At 64.0% G+C, this 19,854-nt stretch carries 17 protein-coding genes and 1 pseudogene; 6 read left to right on the forward strand and 12 right to left on the reverse strand.

Translation table 11 applies throughout. The features are described from left to right. The 3 genes and pseudogenes from DIE11_RS36870 to DIE11_RS15145 form a co-directional block, all read right to left on the reverse strand. Positions 1-107 (reverse strand): annotated as a pseudogene (locus tag DIE11_RS36870) (succinate dehydrogenase, cytochrome b556 subunit); the annotation flags it as partial. 13 nt (positions 108-120) lie between these two features. Next, complete coding sequence (locus DIE11_RS15140; protein WP_260437117.1) at positions 121-573, reverse strand: DUF3429 domain-containing protein; 453 nt, start codon at positions 571-573, stop codon at positions 121-123. Positions 574-575: 2 nt separating this feature from the next. Next, a complete protein-coding gene (locus DIE11_RS15145) occupies positions 576-1,328 on the reverse strand; it encodes an SDR family NAD(P)-dependent oxidoreductase (protein ID WP_124625093.1) in 753 nt (250 codons plus the stop codon). Positions 1,329-1,623: 295 nt separating this feature from the next. Here DIE11_RS15145 and DIE11_RS15150 point away from each other — a divergent pair, with 295 nt between their 5' ends. Further along, positions 1,624-2,637: an NAD(P)/FAD-dependent oxidoreductase gene (locus tag DIE11_RS15150; RefSeq protein ID WP_124625096.1), complete on the forward strand. Its 1,014-nt coding sequence runs from the start codon at positions 1,624-1,626 to the stop codon at positions 2,635-2,637. 286 nt (positions 2,638-2,923) lie between these two features. Here DIE11_RS15150 and DIE11_RS15155 read toward each other — a convergent pair whose 3' ends face one another. Next, complete coding sequence (locus tag DIE11_RS15155) at positions 2,924-4,453, reverse strand: cryptochrome/photolyase family protein (RefSeq protein WP_124625582.1); 1,530 nt, start codon at positions 4,451-4,453, stop codon at positions 2,924-2,926. A 375-nt stretch (positions 4,454-4,828) separates the two neighbouring features. On the opposite strand from DIE11_RS15155, the gene DIE11_RS15160 reads away from it, so the two are divergent. Next, positions 4,829-5,800 (forward strand): MerR family transcriptional regulator, encoded by a 972-nt coding sequence (locus tag DIE11_RS15160; RefSeq protein WP_124625099.1) that lies wholly within the window; start codon positions 4,829-4,831, stop codon positions 5,798-5,800. Positions 5,801-6,026: 226 nt separating this feature from the next. Here the strand turns inward: DIE11_RS15160 and DIE11_RS15165 are convergent, their stop codons facing one another. Further along, positions 6,027-6,986, reverse strand: coding sequence for an alpha/beta hydrolase (locus DIE11_RS15165; protein WP_124625102.1), 960 nt, complete (start codon positions 6,984-6,986; stop codon positions 6,027-6,029). A gap of 654 nt (positions 6,987-7,640) precedes the next feature. Here DIE11_RS15165 and DIE11_RS15170 point away from each other — a divergent pair. Continuing rightward, positions 7,641-8,258, forward strand: coding sequence for a DUF2878 domain-containing protein (locus tag DIE11_RS15170; RefSeq protein ID WP_124625105.1), 618 nt, complete (start codon positions 7,641-7,643; stop codon positions 8,256-8,258). A 98-nt stretch (positions 8,259-8,356) separates the two neighbouring features. Next, positions 8,357-9,877: a deoxyribodipyrimidine photo-lyase gene (locus DIE11_RS15175; protein ID WP_124625108.1), complete on the forward strand. Its 1,521-nt coding sequence runs from the start codon at positions 8,357-8,359 to the stop codon at positions 9,875-9,877. 290 nt (positions 9,878-10,167) lie between these two features. On the opposite strand, the gene DIE11_RS15180 is transcribed toward DIE11_RS15175, so the two are convergent. Continuing rightward, positions 10,168-10,752: a fasciclin domain-containing protein gene (locus DIE11_RS15180; protein ID WP_124625112.1), complete on the reverse strand. Its 585-nt coding sequence runs from the start codon at positions 10,750-10,752 to the stop codon at positions 10,168-10,170. Between the two features lie 265 nt (positions 10,753-11,017). Between DIE11_RS15180 and DIE11_RS15185 the strand changes: the two genes are divergently transcribed. Then, positions 11,018-11,707: a hypothetical protein gene (locus DIE11_RS15185; protein WP_059602865.1), complete on the forward strand. Its 690-nt coding sequence runs from the start codon at positions 11,018-11,020 to the stop codon at positions 11,705-11,707. Positions 11,708-11,727: 20 nt separating this feature from the next. Further along, complete coding sequence (locus DIE11_RS15190; protein WP_124625115.1) at positions 11,728-12,396, forward strand: hypothetical protein; 669 nt, start codon at positions 11,728-11,730, stop codon at positions 12,394-12,396. A 333-nt stretch (positions 12,397-12,729) separates the two neighbouring features. Here the strand turns inward: DIE11_RS15190 and DIE11_RS15195 are convergent, their stop codons facing one another. The 6 genes from DIE11_RS15195 to DIE11_RS15220 form a co-directional block, all read right to left on the reverse strand. Then, positions 12,730-13,743, reverse strand: coding sequence for a hypothetical protein (locus tag DIE11_RS15195; RefSeq protein WP_124625119.1), 1,014 nt, complete (start codon positions 13,741-13,743; stop codon positions 12,730-12,732). A 304-nt stretch (positions 13,744-14,047) separates the two neighbouring features. Next, positions 14,048-15,613 (reverse strand): methyl-accepting chemotaxis protein, encoded by a 1,566-nt coding sequence (locus DIE11_RS15200; protein WP_124625122.1) that lies wholly within the window; start codon positions 15,611-15,613, stop codon positions 14,048-14,050. A 154-nt stretch (positions 15,614-15,767) separates the two neighbouring features. Next, positions 15,768-17,174 (reverse strand): MmgE/PrpD family protein, encoded by a 1,407-nt coding sequence (locus tag DIE11_RS15205; RefSeq protein ID WP_124625126.1) that lies wholly within the window; start codon positions 17,172-17,174, stop codon positions 15,768-15,770. Continuing rightward, positions 17,171-18,079: a polysaccharide deacetylase gene (locus DIE11_RS15210; RefSeq protein ID WP_124625129.1), complete on the reverse strand. Its 909-nt coding sequence runs from the start codon at positions 18,077-18,079 to the stop codon at positions 17,171-17,173. The genes DIE11_RS15205 and DIE11_RS15210 overlap by 4 nt, the downstream gene beginning before the upstream one ends. Continuing rightward, positions 18,076-18,948: a polysaccharide deacetylase gene (locus tag DIE11_RS15215; RefSeq protein ID WP_124625132.1), complete on the reverse strand. Its 873-nt coding sequence runs from the start codon at positions 18,946-18,948 to the stop codon at positions 18,076-18,078. Before DIE11_RS15215 ends, DIE11_RS15210 begins: the two co-directional genes overlap by 4 nt. 7 nt (positions 18,949-18,955) lie before the next feature. Then, positions 18,956-19,789: an ABC transporter substrate-binding protein gene (locus DIE11_RS15220; protein ID WP_124625136.1), complete on the reverse strand. Its 834-nt coding sequence runs from the start codon at positions 19,787-19,789 to the stop codon at positions 18,956-18,958. Positions 19,790-19,854: the final 65 nt, after the last annotated feature.

A 19,854-nucleotide genomic window follows, 5' to 3' on the forward strand; every position in this document is an offset into this window, starting at 1 on the left:
TGGAGAATCGACAATATCGCCGCCAAGGGCATGCGATATTTCATCGTGATATCGCCGAATCCGATGTTCCGGTATTCGGGTTGGCGTCGCGTTCGGGACGTAGTCATGGAGGGATCCGGATCAACCGTTCATCGAAGGTGTGGCGGCCAGTAGCGACAGGCCTGCCACACTCGTCAGCAGGCACCGCAACGCGAAATACCAGGCCGGAATGAAATCCTTTCTCCACAGGATGCCGTCGACGGCCGCGCAGGCGACGAGCACGATCGCCATTCCCGTGAGCCGCGCGCCGATGCCAGGCATCATGAGCACGGCCCACGCCATCAAGGCGGGAATCACGCTCCACCCGTAGAGAACACGCTGGCGGCGCGGCGATTCGGCTGCACGCAGGGCGATACCCCAATGCACGGCGCCGACGAACGACGCGATACACGCAGCGTAGTTCAGCAGCGCGTGCACGTAATCGGCACTGGCAGCGGACGCGTGGACACTCAGCCACGACAGCGCGATGAACGGCACGAGGCCGGCCAGCGCCAACGCTGCGGGCACGCGGTAACGACGCAGGACCGCACGCATGGTCATGGCCTCGGCGGAACGATCAGCGCGCCCTGGCCGCCATCGACGCCGAATTGCTGGCCGGTCACCCATGATGCATCGTCGCTCAACAGGAACGCCGCAAGCGCGGCGGGATCGTCGCCGGCGCCGAGCCGTCCGAGCGGATTCGCGTCCGCGAGGCGCTTCGCGACCTGCGGCGCACTGGTCAGACGCGCGGACATTGCCGAGGCGATCAGGCCGGGATGAATGCAGTTGACGCGAATCCCGCGCGCCGCGTAGGTGGCGGCCGCCGACTGCGCGAGCGCGGCCACCGCGGCTTTCGCGCTGGCGATGGCTTCATGGTTCGGGAAGCCGGCTCTCGAAGCGACGCTGCCGAACAGCACCGCACTGCCCCCTGCCCGAGCGGCGAGCAACACGCGGACGAACGCGCGCAATGCGTTCCATGCCGAGAAGTAATTCGCAGCGAACGCGTCGTGCAGTTCCGCATCCGAAGTCGAATGCATCGGCTTGACGACGATCGAGCCGACGCAATGCGCGAGCCCGTCGGGCACGCCGAAGCGCTCGATGCCCGTCTCGAGCGCGCGATCGAGCGCCGCCGCGTCAGTCGCGTCGGCAGGCGCAACGACCACACGCTCGCGCGACATCGTCTCGGCAAGGGCGCCGAGACGATCCGCGTTTCGTGCGGTGAGCACCATTGAAACGCCCTTGGCGTTCAAACGACGCGCGAGTGCGCTGCCAACGGCCCCCGTTGCACCGCAGATCCAGACAAAAGCCATGGTGACTCCTGTTGCGAGCATCCGTCCCGTACGGCGACCCCGGCGCCTGCATGCGCGGCGCTCGACGACCGCCGCGCGATGCGCGACCGGGTCGCGTCATGCCATTGATTACGGACTTCATTCTATGCCATTTTTGCGCAGAATGAAGCGACATTACGACTCACGCTACGCGAATGACGCAGTATATTCGGGTCAACAATCACAGAATTCAGCCGATGACACTCGCATGACGTAGAATTCCTGGTGTGAGCGCGCAAAATGTGCGCACTATTCTGCATTTTTTAAGATGAATCAGATGACTGCATTTTCCGACTCACCCACCACCATCGCGATCGTCGGCGCGGGAATTGCCGGCCTGGCCTGCGCGCGCGTCCTCGCCGAAGCGGGTCATCAAGTGACGGTGTTCGAGAAAAGCCGTGGAGTGGGTGGGCGAACGAGTACGCGTCGCGCGGACGGCTGGCAGGCCGATCACGGCGCGCAGTATTTCACTGCGCAACATCCGGCATTCGCGGCCGAAGTCGCGCGATGGGTCGCAAGCGGCGCAGCCGCCCCGTGGGCCGCGCGCGTCGCATCGATTGGCTCGCTCGGGCCGCGGGAATTGCTCGCGCCAGCTCAGCGATATGTGGGCGTGCCGGGCATGACTGCACCGGCGCGGCATCTGTCGGCGGGAATCAAGACGGTGCTCGAGACCACCATCACCGAGTTGATGCACGACGAACAGGGCTGGCGACTGATCTCGGCCGAGCGGGGTGCGCTGGCCGTGCATCACGATGTCGTCATCGTTGCAGTCCCGGCGCCGCAGGCCGTACCGCTCCTGCGGCGCGCCGAACCGGGTCTCGCGGTGATCGCCCAGCGTACCGAGATGCGCCCGGCCTGGGCAGTGATGGCGCAGTGCGGCCATTTGCCCGATCCGGGCTTCGACGCCGCATTCGTCAATTTCGGTCCGCTCGGCTGGATCGCCCATGACACATCCAAGCCGGGGCGCACCGGCGTGAGCACCTGGGTGCTGCACGCGACGCCCGAGTGGAGCCAGGCTCATCTGGAGGCACCGCCCGAGCGGATCACGCGCACGCTGCTGGACGCCTTTCGAGACATCGTGGGCGCCACCGCCGACACGGCAACCGCCCATCGCTGGCGCTATGCCGAGCTGGCGTCGTCGTCTGTTGCAGCTCCCGGCCGCTTTGCGTGGCGGGCGGGGCCGCGCATCGGACTGTGCGGCGACTGGCTGGGCGGCGGCAAGATCGAAGGCGCATGGCTCAGCGGCACCGGCCTCGGCAGCGCGGTGGCCGACACCCTGATCACGCGCTGAGCGGCACCGCTCGGATCGCCGCCGCATCACGGCGGCGACCCGAGCGCGCCTTCGCTTGCCGGCGCGGGTTGCTGCGCTTGCGTGATGCCTCGCTGTTCAAACCACGTCGAACACTCGAACCCGCTTCGCTTCGCGAACGCGCAGCGCGGCGGTCGGCGGTCGGCAGGATTGCGCCGGCGCGAGGCAATGGAGATCATTGGCGATCCGAAGCGAATGACGCACTCACGCCGTACGCGCATGCTTCGCACAGGTCGTTTTCGACGAAGGCGGCCGATGACCGAACGGCCTACAGCGATTCGATATTCCGTGCGACGCTGTCCGCCTGCATGCGAATCGCTTCGAGCGCCTCGTTATCGAAACGCGCGAGCTGCCGATAGACCATCGCAAGCCGATGGTTGTGTTGCAGCGCGTCCCTGTGCCGATCGAAAAAGTCCCAGTACAACGCGTTGAACGGGCATGCGCGCGCACCGGTTCGGGCGTTGCGGTCGTACGCGCAGCCCTTGCAGTAATTGCTCATCCGATGGATGTACGCGGCGCTGGAAACGTAGGGCTTGGTTGCCATTGCGCCGCCGTCGGCGAATTGACTCATGCCGAGCGTGTTCGGCATCTCGACCCATTCGAACGCATCGATATAGACACCGAGATACCACTCATGCACCGCGTGCGGATCCAGCCCGGCCAGCAGCGCAAAGTTGCCGATCACCATCAGCCGCTGGATATGGTGCGCATGCGCGTCTTCGAGCGACTGCCGCAACGCATGCGACATGCAGGCCATTCGCGTGCGGCCATTCCAGAACCAATGCGGCAACGGGCCGCGATGACCGAACGCATTGCTTTTTTCGTAGCCCGGCATGCGTGCCCAGTACACACCTCGCACGAACTCGCGCCAGCCCAGTATCTGCCGGATGAACCCTTCGACCGCGGCAAGCGGTGCCGCACCACTGCGATACGCGTGCTCGGCCCGCGCGACGACTTCGCGCGGATTCAACATTTTCACATTGAGCGCGAACGACAGCATCGAGTGGAACAGTCGCCGAGCACTCCCATGCATCGCGTCCTGGAACTGCCCGAAAAACGGCAGTGCGTGCCGGATGAAGGCGTCGAGGCAGGCGAGCGCTTCGGCTCGATCGACGGGCCAGCGGAAGTCGTCGGCCGACGGCTCCCCGAAACTGCGCACCCCAGCCGCCACGATCTGCCGCCACAGCGCGCGATGATCGTGATGCGGACGCCAGTCGGCCGGTTCCGCAGGCGAGCCGGACCAAGCCTGGCGGTTTTCCGCATCGTAGTTCCATTGCCCGCCTGCCGGCTGCCCTTCCCCGTCGAGCAATACGCGATGGCGCACGCGCATGTTCCGGTAGAAGCGATCCATGATCCATGATCGGCCCGTTCCGAGCACCCGCCCGACCTCGTCGCGCGTCGTGTAGAAATGACCGGTATCGACCGCGCGAACCGGCACGCTCGCAGCTGCTGCATAGGCGCTCAGTTGCTGGTCGACACGCCATTCGTCGGGCAGCAGATACTCGATGCACGCTGCGCCGTGAAGCTCGGCGACACTGTCCAGGTTGGCGGGAATGGCCTGGCGATTGAGCGGGTCGTCGATCTCGATGTAGTGCACGCGATGGCCCGCATCGCGCAACAGCTTCGCGAAGCGACGCATCGCCGCAAAGATGGCAATCAGCTTCTGAGCGTGATGGAGCGTGTAGTCGGTCTCCTGCCGAACTTCCATCAGCACGTATGTCGTTTCAGCCCGGACATCGGAAAACCAATGATCATTCGGGTCCAGCTGGTCGCCGAGAACAAGCCTTAAAGTCTTCATGGAACGCTTCGCCATTGATGATCGCCGCCTGAGTTGTCGAGACACCTGCATCGCCACCTCGCGGCACGCCCCACGCCAGAATCTGTCGCCGCGTCACGACCACGCTCGCCCGTCTGTCGGCGGCGCTGTCTGGAAACGCCCGCGTCATCGCGCGTCGAATCAAACACCTTGCCCCCTCCCGACGCCTGGCACCGCGCGACCTGACTGACCTCGCGACACCGAGCGGTACCGCTGCGAAGCATTCTAGTCGGCTCGCACTTCGCGAACCAGCTTTCCGGGCAAAAATCCGCATATTGAATCACTTTCCTGCTTCAAATTTCAGGCAAACTGCGTACAATCCTGAGACAACTGTACGTCGACTTTAGGAGAGCAACGATGCCCCCTCGCAAGGATCGCGATACTCCTCACCGCTATCGCAGCGGTGAGGCCGCGCGTCTGGCGCGCATGCCGGCAGCAACGCTGAGGATCTGGGAAAGGCGCTATGACGTGATTGCTCCGCCCAAAACGCCGTCCGGACAAAGGATGTACTCGGACGACGACGTACAGCGAATTCGTTTGCTGAAAGCGCTCGTCAATCAGGGCCACGCGATCGGCTCGATCGCCAGCCTGAGCCGCGAGGAACTCGAGGCGTTGTCGGTGACGAATACGCGTGGCCCGGCGCTTCCCGAGGCGGCGGTGAGCCTCGCGGTCATCGGTGCGCTTTCGATTTCGGAAGCCGCGGTAGAGCGAATGGGAATCCGGATCGCCGCACGAATCGACTCGCTTGACGACGCGAGCGAGCATGCGAGTACGCCAGTAGACGCCCTCATCGCGACGACCACGTCGCTCCACGAGGATGTCGTTTCGCAGCTCGCTGCGTTGGCGCAAAAGCTCAACGCGCACGCCGTGGCCGTCGTGTACGCGTTCGGCACCGCAGAGGCGGTCGAGCTGGCGCGTCTGTCGGGGTTCGAGCTTTTCCGGTCGACGGAAGGCCAGACCAACCCCGCATCCATCATTTCGAGACTGGCGCAAGCCGTCGTCAAGGCGCGCCAGTCGAACGAGGCGGATCGCGGGCTTTGGCTGCGCACGCGGCGACGCTTCGACGAAGCGACGCTCGCGTCGCTCAGCGGCCTGTCCACCACCGTCAAATGCGAGTGTCCGCGTCATCTCTCCGAATTGATCATGCAGCTTGGTGCGTTCGAGCGATACAGTGATGAATGCGTGTCACGATCGCCGGCCGATGCGTTGCTGCACCGCCACCTCGGAGACGCAGCGAACCGCGCGGCCGAATTGCTCGAGACGGCGCTTGCCATCATTCTTCGCGAAGAGGGATTGGGCGGAACGACGCCGGAGCTGAAGGCGCTGTAGCGCGGCAAGCGCCGCTGACTGTTCCGACCTGCCCGCGACGATGGGTGGCGATGCTGCGCAGCACACTTGTCAAGCGCATCGTCGCGCGCAATGTGCTGGCAACGAGTGCCACCCTTTTGCGACGCGTTCGTCGTTGAGCGGAGACGCCGCGGGTTTGTCCGACCGCACGACAAGCCGTCGATCCAGGACCGGCACACTTGCGCGTGCAACGCAGGGCTTTCCTCGATCATCGAGCCGGAACCGAAGAACGAGCCACCGCGGCAGGGGTTGTCGGCTGCCCGCTCGCGGTTCCAGCATTCGACGCCTTCGCGACGCGATCCGCGAATGCGGAGAGATCGTCGAGCACTGACGCCACCCCTCTCAACGGCGCGCCCAGAACACCGACGATCGACGCATGGCTCACGTTCCTGTAACGCATAACCACGACGGCGTCGCCCATGTCTTGCAATGCGCGTGCGAAGCGGTACGTGTTGCCGGGCTCGACCACCGTGTCGTTCTCCGCGACTGCCAGCCACATCGGCGGCTCTGTACCCTGAATGAATCGAATCGGCTGGCTCGCCGCACGCGCTTCCTGCGGGAATATCTTTTCAAGCGTTGCATCACGCAGCGGCAGGAAGTCATAAGCGCCGGCCAGACCAATCACGCCGGCGATATCGCTCTTCTGCATCTCCTGTGCCGCCAGATAGCGGCCGTCGGTCGCAAGCAATGCGGCAATCTGTGCGCCCGCGGAGTGCCCCATCAGAAACAGGCGACGCGGATCGCCGCCGAACGCAACTGCGTGCTCGCGTGCCCACGCCACCGCCTGCGCCGCATCGTCGACGAAACCGGGAAAGGTGGTCGCCGGATACGTCCTGTAGTCGGGCAACACGGCAACAAAACCCCTCGACGCCAGTGCCTCTCCCACGAACAGATAGTCCTTGCGCTCGCCGGACTGCCAGCTTCCGCCGTAAAAGAACACGACCACAGGCGCGCCCGCATTCGCATCGGCCGGCCAGTGATGCAAGACGCGCGCGGGCAAGTAGACGTCGAGCACTTGACGCTCGCCGGGTCCGTACGGGATATCTGCGAAAAGACTGAACGTGTACCTCGGCGTTAGCGCGTTCAGGAGCCGCACCGGACTACACGCGCAGAGGAAACCGACCGCGAGCAGCACCGACAGGACGGCCAGTCCGGCTTTCATGTTCATGCAAATCTCCTTACCTGACGATTCCGGTCGCATCCGCCGCCGTGTAGGGGGATTTACGGAACTTGCGCGGACGCGGATGCATGCATCGCACGACAGCCGACACCCGCCGTCCAGGAGCCACGAGCGGATGTTCATCGTTCGGGCGCCGGCACGCTCAGGCAATCTCGCGTCTCGTTCGAACGCCCTGCCCGGATGCCGACCCGTTGACCCGTCGGCCCGATTCAAACCTCGACGCTGCGCGACATGAGGTGCGCTATCCCAACGCGTTGCAGCGGCGACATCGTAAGCGGCTGTGCAGTCCACAGCGCTACCGGCCACCGGGTGCCCGCTCAACGGCATCCAGATATTCCCTTCGCAAGTGCATCCGTCCGCAATGCAGCGTCGTATTGGAGATGAGAATCGACGCCGAATGCCGACAATCGCTCCCTGCAAAGCTATCGTCTGGCAATGGTTCCGCTCGTCGACGATATTGAGAGCCGTCTGCCATGAACGTTCTACCTGCCACTTTCCCCGAGATGCAACGTCGCCGTGGCGGCAGGATCGATTTCGCTTGTTGTCGAGGGCGACGTAGCGCTTTGCTCGGCGCGCACATATGTGCACCACTGATGCACGCGGCATGGCGACCATGTCGTTACTGATCCCGCGCGAACGATCATGGCAAGTGCTACGAATCAAGGAACGTCGAGCACGCCAGCGCTGGCCGCCGCGCGCGTGTACGTCTATCTCGCGACGACCCAGATAGGATGGCTGGCATGCGTGATGACTGCCGCATCGCAACGCGCCGCGTGGGGAGTCGCGTACGCGCTGATCGCGACGGTCGGCCATCTTCTCTTCGCGCGCCGACCGTCCTCCGAGGCGCGGCTCGTCCTCACGGTCACGGTGTCCGGATGGTTATGGGACAGTGCCGTTGCGCATTCCGGCCTGCTTGTGTACCCGAACGGCGTTTTGCTCGAAGGAACGGCGCCGTACTGGCTTGCGGGGCTATGGGCGCTGTTCGCGATTCAACTCAATACTTTGCTGCACTGGCTCCGGGAGCGACCGCTCATCTCGGTGCTCGTCGGCGCATTCGCAGGCCCGGCGTCCTTTCGCGCAGGTGCGGCGCTGGGGGCCGTTCATTTCAAGGATCCGACTGCAGCGCTCGTCGTTATCGCAACCGGCTGGGCGTTCATCTTGCCGGCCGCGCTCGCGATTGCACGCCATTGGGACGGAGTAACGCCCCTTTCTCCGCCAACAATCCGCGCAGACGTCATGAATGACGTCCGCGCCGAATAGAGACATTGGCTCGATAGAGCCGGAAACGCACAAGAGCGCTTCATCTCCGATTCTCCGATCCCGTTCACATTGCCAACGCACCTTCTCAGGCAACGCACATGACCAGCTCCGAATGGCCGTATCAATCCCGCCCCGTTATCGTATGGTTTCGTGATGACCAGCGGCTCAGCGACAATCCCGCACTTTCTCATGCGGTCAGTACCGGCCATCCTGTTATTTGCGTATACGTGTACGATCCTGCCCCGAAGCTCGGGCGTCCCATGGGTGGCGCGCAACGGTGGTGGCTGCACGAGTCCTTGAGAAAACTCGATGACGCGCTTTCCGCTCTCGGTGGCTCGCTGATCGTGCTTCGCGGAAACGAACATGAAGCCATCAGGAGTCTCGCCCTCGAGACCCAGGCGGCAATGGTTTTGTGGAATCGCCGCTACTCGAAAGCGCAAACGGAAATAGATGCATCGATCAAGAAAGACTTGATCGGCCGCGGAATCGAAGTTTCAACATTCAATGGCCATCTTTTGCGGGAACCTTGGACAGTCACCACACGTGAAGGCTTGCCGTTTCAGGTGTTCAGCGCGTACTGGAGAGCCGCTCAGCGCGATAATTTTTCCCCGCCATGTCCACTGTCGGCGCCCTCTCGGATCACGTTCTTTTCCGTCTCCAAAAACGTCAAAGCACACATCTGTACGCTTGCCGAGCTTGCACTGCAGCCCTCAACGCCTGACTGGGCGGAGGGCCTGCGTGCGACCTGGCGATGCGGCGAGGAAGCGGCTGGACATCAACTTGAGGCCTTCATTGAAAACTCGTTTTCCGATTATGCCGGCGCACGCGATTTTCCAGCCACTCAAGCGACGAGCCGGCTTTCTCCCTATCTTCGCTTTGGCAACATCTCAGCTCGGCAAGTGTGGTATGCGACGTTATCAGCGGTAGACGCCATGCGAAGCAGGCGAGTCGTTCGCATTGACGATTCCAAAAATGAGTCGTTGAACAAGTTCTTTAGTGAACTCGGATGGAGAGAATTCTCGTATTATCTTCTCTATCACTGCAAACCCCTTCATCAGTTTAATTTTCGGCCGCAGTTCGACTCTATGCCGTGGCGCACCGACGCAACGGCGCTTCGCATGTGGCAAACGGGAAAGACAGGATACCCGCTGGTAGACGCCGGCATGCGCGAGCTTTGGCACACTGGCTGGATGCACAACCGCGTGCGCATGGTGACAGCGTCATTTCTCACAAAGCACTTGCTCATCGATTGGCGTGAGGGCGAAGCATGGTTCTGGGATACGCTGGTTGACGCGGATGAGGCAAGCAATCCCGCCGGGTGGCAATGGGTTTCCGGAAGCGGCGCTGACGCAGCCCCGTATTTTCGAATCTTCAATCCTGTTTTGCAGGGGAAAAAATTCGATCCGACAGGCGAATACACGCGGCGGTGGGTGCCCGAACTCTCTGCACTTCCCGCCGAATCCGTCCACAGCCCATGGACCGCTTCTACTGAAGCGCTGCAAGAAGCATCCATCAGTCTCGGCGCAAGTTATCCCTTTCCGATCGTGGATCACCAGCTTGCACGCGCGCGAGCCCTCAGCTCGTTAGATCTCCTGGATACCAAAAGCCAAAGGAAGTGATCCTCGGTCATTATCGAGAAGGTACGGGACGGCACGGGAAACTTCAGCTACAACCCGGCCACCGGCAAGTTCGTCGATCTCGTCGAAGCCGGTATCGTCGATCCCACCACGGTGACGCGGACTGCGCAGCAAGATCGATCGCTGCGATCGAGCACGAATCGTCGGTTGCAACGTTCGGGCTCGACCGTGCGAAAGAAGCGCCCCGGCGACACACAGGGGTCGATGTGATGTGCAGGAGCGTGCCGCCCGCTTCCGCACATCACGTTCTCTGTCAGATACAGGCTGAAGTATCAGGGCATCAGCACGGAGTCGACCACGTGAATCACGCCATTGGACTGCATGACATCGCCGATCGTTACGTGCGCGACGTTACCCTTGTCGTCGGTGATGGCCAGCCCCTTCGTGCCACGGCTGACGGTCAGGGCATCACCTTCGACTGTCTTCAGCGTCGCCTTGCCGCCACCTTGGTCGACCGCCTTGACAAGGTCGAGTGCCGTGAGTCGTCCGGGTACGACGTGATACGTGAGCACCTTGACGAGCACACCCTTGTTCTCCGGCTTCAATAACGTCTGCACCGTGCCAGCCGGCAACGCGGCGAATGCCTCGTTGGTCGGTGCAAATACCGTGAACGGCCCTTTGCTCGACAATGTGTCGACCAGCCCCCCGGCCTTGACCGCTTCGACCAACGTCGTGTGATCATGAGAATTCACCGCGTTTTCGACGATGTTCCTGGACGGGTACATCGCAGCGCCGCCCACCTCGACCGTCTGCTCCATCGACATGGATCCTGCCTCGGCGGCCTGCGCGTAAATGCACGTTGCGAATGCAAGGGCGAGCGCCACGCCCCCCAGTTTTGCTTTGCTGCAAGATTTCATTTGGGTTCTCCGGGAAATTTGCCGCTGTTGGCTGGAAGCATTCGGATATACGAGTCGACCCGCGCAGCGGATGCGCGGTTGACCACTTCATCGTGACCAGATCTGCGGCCGGGGGACTGGCAAGGGTGTCGAAACCATGTCCATCTGCGGACGTCACTGCATCCGTTCTTGCTTTGCCGCCGTATATGGGTGTGCCATCCAGCCAAGGTGCTTGGCGTCCCACCTCGGGAAATGGCGTCGCGATGGCATCCAGAGGAGACAACTCATGAAGCGTTCCATTGGTATCGCGGTTGCCGCAGCGGCGCTGTTCGCGCTCAGCGCTTGCGGAGGCGGAGATGACATTGCTCCAGCGGTCGCGCAACACCCGGAGAATCAGGCCATCTGGGCTGCGCTCGGTGGAGATTCGGCTGCCCCCGGCGTGGTGGCCGGCGTGGTCAATGCAGCTGTCGCAGGCCTCTTGGCGGACCCGGTCGAGGCGCCCTATTTTGCGGCGGTAACCGGTAATGCCAGCCACAGCAGTGCAGCCCATGACACCCCCGCACGGCTTGAAGCATGCCTCACGCTGCAGTTTGAATCGCTCCTCGGCGGTCCGTACACCTACCCTGGCCCGGTCAAGGTCGCTGGAGACATCGACTCCCAGCCGGAGATGTGCCAAGACATGACGGCTGCCCATAACGACGTCGGCGTTCCCGGCTGCGTGTTCGACCAGTTCATGGTGGATCTCGTCGCGACGCTGCAAAGCAAACTCTCGGCCGCAGACTTTGCAGCACTGACGTCGACGACAAACGGAACGTACGCGCTCACCGAGAAAAATTCAGCCGGCATCCCGGTTGGCACGAAGTTCCAGTTCAGTGCGGTACCAACCCTGTTCAACCTGCGTAGTACCGTAATCAACGCCACGCCCGGCGGCCCGGTGTATCTTCCCCCCACGGTTGCAACATCATGCACGGGCTGACTGCGGTGCGCAGAACTCACGTGATTGCCTGGCTCACTGCGGCAATGCTCGTGAGTGTTGCCGGGATCGGCTGGTTGCACACGTCACAGGGGCGACGGCTCCTCACCGAGCTTGGCGTGCAGTGTCCAGTTGATTCCGTCGATACCCGAACGGTGCTGTCGATTCGCAACAAAGCCATTTTGCTGGAGAAGGGCGTATCAGCGGCCCCTAACCGTCCTGCGTTCGGCCTGCAGCTTGATCGCAGTACCGAACGAGAAGTGTTGGAAAGAATGTCGCGGGACAAAGCGCAATGCCTCGAATTGTCCCGAGGCTTGCGCTACCTGCGCTGTCGGGGAGTGCCTGCAGAAACGCTCGGCTCGCATGGCCCACCAGTGAGCGAAATATGGTTCAGCTTCGCGCCGGATCGCACGCTGATGGCCATCAATGTGTACCGTCGCGACATGTCCGTAGACGAAACACGGCAGAGCTGGCAGATCGCCGTCCAGAATCTGCGCAATTTGCTCGGTGCGCCAACATCCGTGTCTGGAGATACAACGCTGGAATCGCTTATAGGCAAACCCGTGGCGGTTGCACGGGTGAGCTACGCCTATTCGGATTACGTTGCGACAGTTACCGCATCCCACTTGCCATACGGGGGACTGGCAGTCCGCGAGCAGTATATGTCGACCGCGGTCAAGCAAGAAGGATGAAGACTCGGACGAGATGCCCGACCACGGTCCGGCATCTCGCGAACCTCACCGCTGGTGAAGATCGCCGGGAGTCAGTAAGCGAACCAGTCCGCATTCCAGCTGCGACGACGTTCCAATTCAGCATCCGTTTGTTGGAACTCTTAATAATGTCGCCTGCATAAAACTCGCCCCGCCGACAAAGCGACTCACTTGCTGCGACGGCTTGTTCCACCGACTAACCCGCGCTCGCGCGCCCACACGATCGCCTCGCCTCGCCTGTTCACGTCGAGCACCGCGAACACGTCGGCCGTGACCTCGCCCAAAAAGCATGAGCCTGCACGCAAGAACGAGCCATTAGAAATTGCGTGCCAGGCCGACCATGAACATGTCCTGATCCTTGTCGTTGCCCGTTGCGACACGATTGAAGCGCAAGCTGGCAGCCCAATCGTTCGTGATCTGATAGCTCACCTGCGCGCTGAGCAAGGCATTGAGTCTCGTCTTGCTCGAGACTTCGTCCCGATCGCGTGAGAGATACGGACCTACGCCTGCGGAAAGCGTCCATTTGCTCTTGATCGGCGCGACGTACCAGAGTTGCGCTGCCACGCCTCTTCGACCGGCGACGCCATTATTGCCTTCGTAGACGAAGCTCGCCGAATAGGCCCACGCATTGCCGAGCGGCCGCTTGACTTCGACCATATACCCTTTTTCGATCGGCACTTGAGGACGGTTCGTCTGCGACGTCCCGGCCCAAACACCAACCTGCGTCTTGCCGTCCGAAAGCGCGGGGCCGGGATCGCCGCCGAAATCCGAGCCGATGCCGAAGAGCACCGCGTCGGAATTGAATCCGCCAATCATCTGGACGTGGTTGTACTGGACCTTGAGGAAGAAGCGGTTGGGAACGACGTAATACCGCACCCCTGCCGACGCACGCACACCCCAGCGCTTGTCGTTGCGCACCGCGTTGTCGACATGCGTCGTGTCCATGCTGAAATACGGTCCCGCCGAGAATTCGAGCGCCACGCGGTTGCCGACCGGCCAGCGAAACGAACCCAGGGCGGCGAAGCCGTCACGGTGGTGATCCAGCGGATGCCCCTCGTTCACATACGCGAGGTAGACCGAGAGGTAGTCATTCAAGACGTCGCCGAAGCCGACTTCGTAGGCGCGCCAATGCATGTCGCCGCCCTCGGTCGCACGTCCGTCGCCATACACGGCATAGACGTTGATTTTTCTTTCAGTTGGCTTGCCCCCGGTCGGCAAGCTCGACGGACTGTCCTCGGCGTGAACGTGGCCTGGGCCGGCCAGAATTGCCAGACCGGCGATCGAGCTTGTGAGAACGAAGCGCGAATAGATGCGACGGCACTGTCCCATTTGGACACCCCCTCACTCTGGTCACAGCGATTTCCTGGACAAGCTGACAGCGATTATAGGCTGCGTCGGGTAACAGGGGCCAGGCCAGTCACTACGCCGGTTGTAGCGTTTACGAGCGGTTCTCGCGATCGGTTGATGCCGGCATGGGTGGCAGTTCCTTTAACTTACATTTCGCTGAACGCGGCCGTGTCATTCATGGCGACACCCTATCCGCTGGTCGCTGAACCTTGTCACGTGAAAGCGCCGCTCGGGCAAGGCTGCTCGCCATGTTACTGGCCATGTGGATCGAGACGGCCGCCCGGGATCACGAATCAGCCTGCGCGGAACCGATCCGAAAGACCGAGACAGTCGCCTCCAGCTGCCCCGCCTGCTCCTTCAGCGACAGCGCGGCCGCCGACGCCTGCTGAACCAGCGCCGCGTTTTGCTGGGTCACCTGATCCATTTGCGTCACGGCCTGATTGACCTGTTCGATGCCTCTGGACTGCTCGTCGGACGCGGCCGCAATCTCGCCCATCAGCACGTGCACGCGTTGCACCGACGTCAGGATATCCGCCATCGTCCCGGTCGCGCGATCGACCTGTCGCGCACCGGTCTCGACGCGTCTCAGCGAATCCGTGATCAGTTCCTTGATCTCGCGGGACGCCGTGGCGCTGCGTTGGGCGAGCGATCGCACTTCGCCTGCGACGACCGCGAATCCGCGGCCCTGCTCGCCTGCCCGCGCCGCTTCGACCGCCGCATTCAGCGACAGGATGTTGGTCTGGAATGCGATGCCTTCGATGACGGAGATGATTTCGGCGATCTTGCCCGACGCTTCCGACAGGCCGCGCATCGTGTTGACGACTTCCTGCGTCGCCTGATTGCCCTCTTCGGTCAGCAACGCCGCGTCTTGCACCACCTGATTCGCCTGCTTCGCATTCTCGGCATTCTGGCGAACCGTCGAAGTCAGTTGCTCCATCGAGGCGGCCGTTTCCTCCAGCGACGCGGCCTGCTCTTCGGTCCGTTGCGACAGGTCCATGTTGCCGGCCGTGATCTCGTGCGCGGCCGTCTCGATGGAGTGCGAGCCTTCCCGCACCACGCGAATCGTCTGCAGCAGCTTGCCTTGCATCGTCCGCAGGCCGGTCATCAGTTGCCCCATCTCGTCGGTCGAATCGACATCGATCCGCGTCGTCAGGTCGCCGCCGGCGATCGCGCTGAAATGGTCGAGTGCGTGCGCAAGCGGCGCACCGATCGCGCGCTGAAGCGACCACCACGTGAGTACGGCTGCGCCGAGCGCGACCACGATGCCGGCGATCGCGATCCCGACGAACCAGTGGAAACGCGCCTGCGCGGCATCGAACGTGACCCGGGAGGCCGTGATCTGGATTCGGCCGAGCGCGTCCATCGCGTCGGAGACGTCGATGAACAGCGACGGCGGTATGTGCCGCCAGACGTCGGGGATTTTCACGGGATCGCGCGCGTCAATGGCGCTGAACATCGGTTCGAGGCCGTTCTCGACGAGCGCGTTGAACTTCGTGTTCGCGTCGGCCGCGCGGCGCGCTTCTTCGGGGCCGGAGAGCCGCAGCGCGCGATACGCGTCCCACGCCTTTTTCGACACGGCCAGCAGTTCCCGGGATGTCGCGGTTTCCTGCGGCACGTCGGGACTGCTCGGATCGAGCGCGATGCGATACAGCCACAGGCGGGTTCTCGACAGCGCGACATTCGCCTGCCCGAGCGCCTCCGACGATGCGAGCCGGTCGGAATAAAGCGTCTTCACATCGTCGTTGCTTATCGCTACGCCAATGACACCGATGATGCCGCCGGTGACGAGCAGTACGCCGAGAAAGCCCATCGCCAGCGCCAGCCGGACGCGAATGCTGAAATTCCTGATCATGATGAGGGAAGCGTTGAGCACGAAACCGTTGCATGCGACGCATGCGTGTCCAGCCGATCGAAGGCGGCACGTGCGAGACCGATGCCACGATAACGACCGGAGCGGCGCGTGAATTAGTGCGGAACCGACAAGGAACGTTTCCGGAAACGGGGCGTTATGGGCGGAATTTCGGCGTGGTAGGTGAATCGCCTTCATCGGCCGCGAGCAACGCGTTCAACACCCGCGCGTCCGGCAACCGCTCCAGCGACAGGCACGTGTCGCTCAGCGCATCGACCTGCGCGGGGACGAGCGCGATGCCCGCCAGTGCACGAAACTTCGCCAGCAGTGCCGCATCGGACAGCGGATTGCGTGGATCGCCGAGTGCGATTGGCACGTGATGCGATTGCCGCCGCCCGTCCGCGCGATGCAGGATGACGGTCGGCTCGTCGAGATCGCCGAGTGCCGGATCGACCTCGATCGCGATGCGCGCGAGCAGCGCGGTGACGCGCGAATCCGTGCGCCTGTCGTCGCGATAAGCGCCGATTCCGGTGTCGCCGAACGCAAGCGCTGCCGCAACCGCGTACGGCAGGCTCATCTGCGACGACGACAGTGTCGACAGGTCGCGGCCGCCGCACATCCGGGCCACGAATGCGCTCGCCCGCACGACCACCCGCTCGATCTCGCCGGCCTCGAACGTGCGACCTTCGGCCAGTTTCAGCGCCGCGTCGACCGCCGCATGCGCACTGCGGCACGACGCGTGCGGCTTGATCGAGCAGCGCATCAGTTTCCAGTGCACGCCGAGGCCGTCGGTCAATGCGTCGGGCGCATGCGATTGCGCGGCGAACGTGGTGAAGAAGCCGCCCCAGACGTCGTCGAACACACTGGCCGGGCCGCTCACGCCTTCGCGTGCCAGCAGCGCCGCGAGCACGCCGCCCTCCGCCGCCCGCCCGGCGTGCAGCCGCTTCGTCTGCGATCCGTCATGGATGAAACCCCACAAGCCACCGGAGAAACTCGCCGCATGGCCGAGCGCGTCGCGCGTGCGCGCGGCGTCGAGCCCGAGCACGCGTGCGCTTGCTGCCGCCGCGCCGAACACGCCGCAGCTGAGCGTCGAGTGCCAGCCGGCACCGTTGTGCGCAGAATAGCCGCCAGCCGCCTCGAGCACGCGCCGGCCGACGTCGTAGCCGAGCACGATCGCCGCCACGCATTCCCGGCCGGTGACGGGGCGGTCCGCGCACGATAGCGCGGCGAGCACCGCTGGCACCACGACCGCGCCCGAATGATCGCAGCCGCCGGAATCGTCGAGCTCGAGCGCGTGCGCGGCGATCCCGTTCACGAACGCTGCATCGCGTGCGCCCGCGGCCCGTCGTGTGCCCCACAGTGTCGCGCCGTCATGCGCGACCGTACCGGTCAGCGCGCGCGCACTGCGTGTCTCGACCGCGGAGGTACCGGCCAGCGCCGCGCCGAGCGTGTCGAGGATATGACGCTTCGCCTTCGCGACGACATCGTCTGGCAATGCATTGGCGTCTGTCCGCGCGACGAACGCCGCGAGCTGCGTGGCACGCGTTTCCGTCACCGTCTTCATCGTGCCGACTCGTCCGCCACGCAATGCGCGAACACGTCGACCGGATGGCCCGGCGGATTGACGGGCACCTGCGCGCGCCACCAGCGCGCGATGTCGCGCCCGGTCGCGAACCAGACGTCGCCCGCGTCGCGCAGATGCGCCAGCAACGCGCGCAGCAAGTCGATGCGCCCCGCGGTGCCGATGATCTCGGGATGCAGGCGCAGCACGCAGCACAGCCCGAAGCGGCGAAACCCGTCGACGTCTCGCCGCCAGTTGTCGAGCACGTCACGGTACGCCGCGATGCGCGGCTGGCCGCTCGGCACGGGCGGCGACAGGTTGAACTCGAAGTACGGCTCGTCCTCGAGCTCGTAGTGCAGCGGCAGCTCGACGAGCCGCGCACCGTCCGCGTGGCCCTCGCCGCGCGGATGCACGTACGGCAGATCGTCGCCGCGCCACGACGACGACCACGTGAAGCCTTCCGCGACGAGCCAGTCCGCGAAGCCGTCGGCCCAGTTGCCGGTGAACGAGCGAAACCCTTCGACGTCGCGGCCGATCGTGTCCGCGAGCGCCGCGCGCCCGGTGCGGCACGCGTCGATCTGCGCGGCGAGCGGCAGCGCGTCGAAGTCTTCGCAGCGATAGCCGCTCACGCCGAGTTCATGGCCGGCAGCGTCGATCTCGCGCACCGCATCCGCATGCGTCTTGGCGACGATGCCCGGGACGAACCAGCTCGCCGGCACACCGAATGCATCGAACGCATCGAGCAAGCGATCGACGCCGCGCGTCGCGCCGTAGCGCCATACCGACAGCGATTTCTCGCGGCCGACGATACGCGGCTCGCGTGTCTGGATACCGTGTATGTCGTTGAAATCTACCGTGATCGCGATCGCGCAACGCGCGCCGTCCGGCCAGGCAGGAAGTGTCGTCACAGGCCGCTCCGTTGTGTCGATTGCGTGTCGGGCGAGTGCTGCGCGAGCCACCAGTCGGCCACTTCGCGACAGCGCGCGAACCAGACGCCGTCCCGCGCGCGCATGTGTTCGAACCACGCTTCGAGCAGCGCGAGGCGGCCGGGCTTGCCGCAGACTTTCGGATGCAGCAGCGTCGTCAGGCAAAGCCCTTCGCGGTATATACCGTCGAATTCGCGCGTCCAGTTGTCGAGCGTCGCATCGTAGCCGGCAATCCGGTCGAGCCCGGCCGGATAGTCGGGGTTGCGGTGATATGCGAGCGACGCGTAATCGTCGGTTTCCCAGCGGCCGGGAATCTCGACGAGCGGCGGCTCGCCGTCAGCACCGGGCAGCAGGTATGGACGGTCGTCGCCACGCATCGAACTCGAATAGCGCACGCCGGCTTCGCGCAGCACGCTCACTGTCGCCGCGCTCCAGTCGCCGGACGGCGTGCGGAACCCGACCGGCCGCACGCCGAGCGTACGGTAGAGAATCTCGGCCGACTGCGCCATGATCTCGCGCTGCCGTTCGGGTTCGAGCGTCCAGAACGCTTCGTGGCGGTAGCCGTGATAGCCGATCTCGTGCCCGCGCTCGACGATCGCCGCGCATTGCGCGGGCCAGGTCCGCGCGACCCACGCGGGCACGAAGAACGTCGCGGGCAGGTCGAACGACGCGAGCACGTCGAGCAGCCGGCCGAGCGCGCGCCACGGCCCGTAGCTGCCGAGCGTGAAATACGCGGGGTTGCGCCAGATCGACCCGTTCAGCATCGCGTCGCCGGTCGGGCCGTCGAGATCGAACGCGAGCGCGACGCACGCGCGCTTCGCGTCCGGCCACCGGGGAGCCAGGTCCGTCATCGCGCGCTCAGTGCGTGCCGTTGATCATCGCCTTCGTCACCGCGTGCTCCTGCAGTCCCCACTTCGCCAGGATCTTCTGGTACGAACCGTCCGCGATCAACTGGTTGAGCGCAGTCGTCAGCGCGCTGCTCAGCGCAGTGTTGCTCTTCGCGACGCCGATGCCCGTGTATTGCGACATGAACGGCTTGCCGACCGGTGCGTAGGCGTTCTGCTCGAGGCTGTTCTGGTAAGGCAGCGTCTCGCCGCCCTGCACGGCCGCGTCGATGCGGTTCTGGCGCAGCTGCATGCGCGCATCCGACGAGCCGTCGGTGCCGACCACCACGATTGCCGGCTTGCCGGCCTTCACGCAGTTCTCCGCGCTCCACGCCGTCGTATTGTCCGGGAACGACGTGCGCCGGCTCGACCCGACGCGCTTGCCGCACAGCGCGCCCATCTGCGCGAACTCGCCCGCGCGCGTCTTCAGCACGTAGAACTGCGGCCCCGTCTCGATGTAGTCGACGAACGTCACCGCATCGCGGCGCGTCGGCAGGTCGGTCATGCCGGACAGGATCATGTCGACGCGCTGCGTCGCGACCGCGCTCATCATCTGGTCGAAGCTCGTCTCGACCCAGTTCAGCTTCGCGCCCATCTTCGCGGCGAGCGCCTCGCCGAGATCGACGTCGAAGCCCGCGAGCTTGTCGGTCGCCGGGTCCTTGTATTCGAACGGCGGGTAGTTCGGCACGATCGCGACGTTCAGCGTGCGCTTGACGTTCGCGGCCTGGGCGACCGCGAAGGACGCATGAAGCGCGAGGGCGCCGAATGCGACAGCGGCCAGCGTGCGGGTCAGGACGGATGCTTTCATGGGGTGTCGCCTTGTCGTGGTGGTGTAAGGGGGTACCGCGGTGCTGCGTTGCACGTCTCGTCGGC

It is taken from the genome of Burkholderia sp. Bp9012 (assembly GCF_003853825.1).
GTDB lineage: Bacteria > Pseudomonadota > Gammaproteobacteria > Burkholderiales > Burkholderiaceae > Burkholderia > Burkholderia diffusa.

Coding starts and splice junctions, on each gene's coding strand:
- DIE11_RS15140 (WP_260437117.1), bottom strand. CDS start 573: ATGCGTGCGGTCCTGCGTCGTTACCGCGTGCCCGCAGCGTTGGCGCTG.
- DIE11_RS15145 (WP_124625093.1), bottom strand. CDS start 1,328: ATGGCTTTTGTCTGGATCTGCGGTGCAACGGGGGCCGTTGGCAGCGCA.
- DIE11_RS15160 (WP_124625099.1), top strand. CDS start 4,829: ATGCCCCCTCGCAAGGATCGCGATACTCCTCACCGCTATCGCAGCGGT.
- DIE11_RS15195 (WP_124625119.1), bottom strand. CDS start 13,743: ATGGGACAGTGCCGTCGCATCTATTCGCGCTTCGTTCTCACAAGCTCG.
- DIE11_RS15155 (WP_124625582.1), bottom strand. CDS start 4,453: ATGAAGACTTTAAGGCTTGTTCTCGGCGACCAGCTGGACCCGAATGAT.
- DIE11_RS15205 (WP_124625126.1), bottom strand. CDS start 17,174: ATGAAGACGGTGACGGAAACGCGTGCCACGCAGCTCGCGGCGTTCGTC.
- DIE11_RS15150 (WP_124625096.1), top strand. CDS start 1,624: ATGACTGCATTTTCCGACTCACCCACCACCATCGCGATCGTCGGCGCG.
- DIE11_RS15165 (WP_124625102.1), bottom strand. CDS start 6,986: ATGAACATGAAAGCCGGACTGGCCGTCCTGTCGGTGCTGCTCGCGGTC.
- DIE11_RS15220 (WP_124625136.1), bottom strand. CDS start 19,789: ATGAAAGCATCCGTCCTGACCCGCACGCTGGCCGCTGTCGCATTCGGC.
- DIE11_RS15200 (WP_124625122.1), bottom strand. CDS start 15,613: ATGATCAGGAATTTCAGCATTCGCGTCCGGCTGGCGCTGGCGATGGGC.
- DIE11_RS15170 (WP_124625105.1), top strand. CDS start 7,641: ATGGCAAGTGCTACGAATCAAGGAACGTCGAGCACGCCAGCGCTGGCC.
- DIE11_RS15215 (WP_124625132.1), bottom strand. CDS start 18,948: ATGACGGACCTGGCTCCCCGGTGGCCGGACGCGAAGCGCGCGTGCGTC.
- DIE11_RS15175 (WP_124625108.1), top strand. CDS start 8,357: ATGACCAGCTCCGAATGGCCGTATCAATCCCGCCCCGTTATCGTATGG.
- DIE11_RS15185 (WP_059602865.1), top strand. CDS start 11,018: ATGAAGCGTTCCATTGGTATCGCGGTTGCCGCAGCGGCGCTGTTCGCG.
- DIE11_RS15180 (WP_124625112.1), bottom strand. CDS start 10,752: ATGAAATCTTGCAGCAAAGCAAAACTGGGGGGCGTGGCGCTCGCCCTT.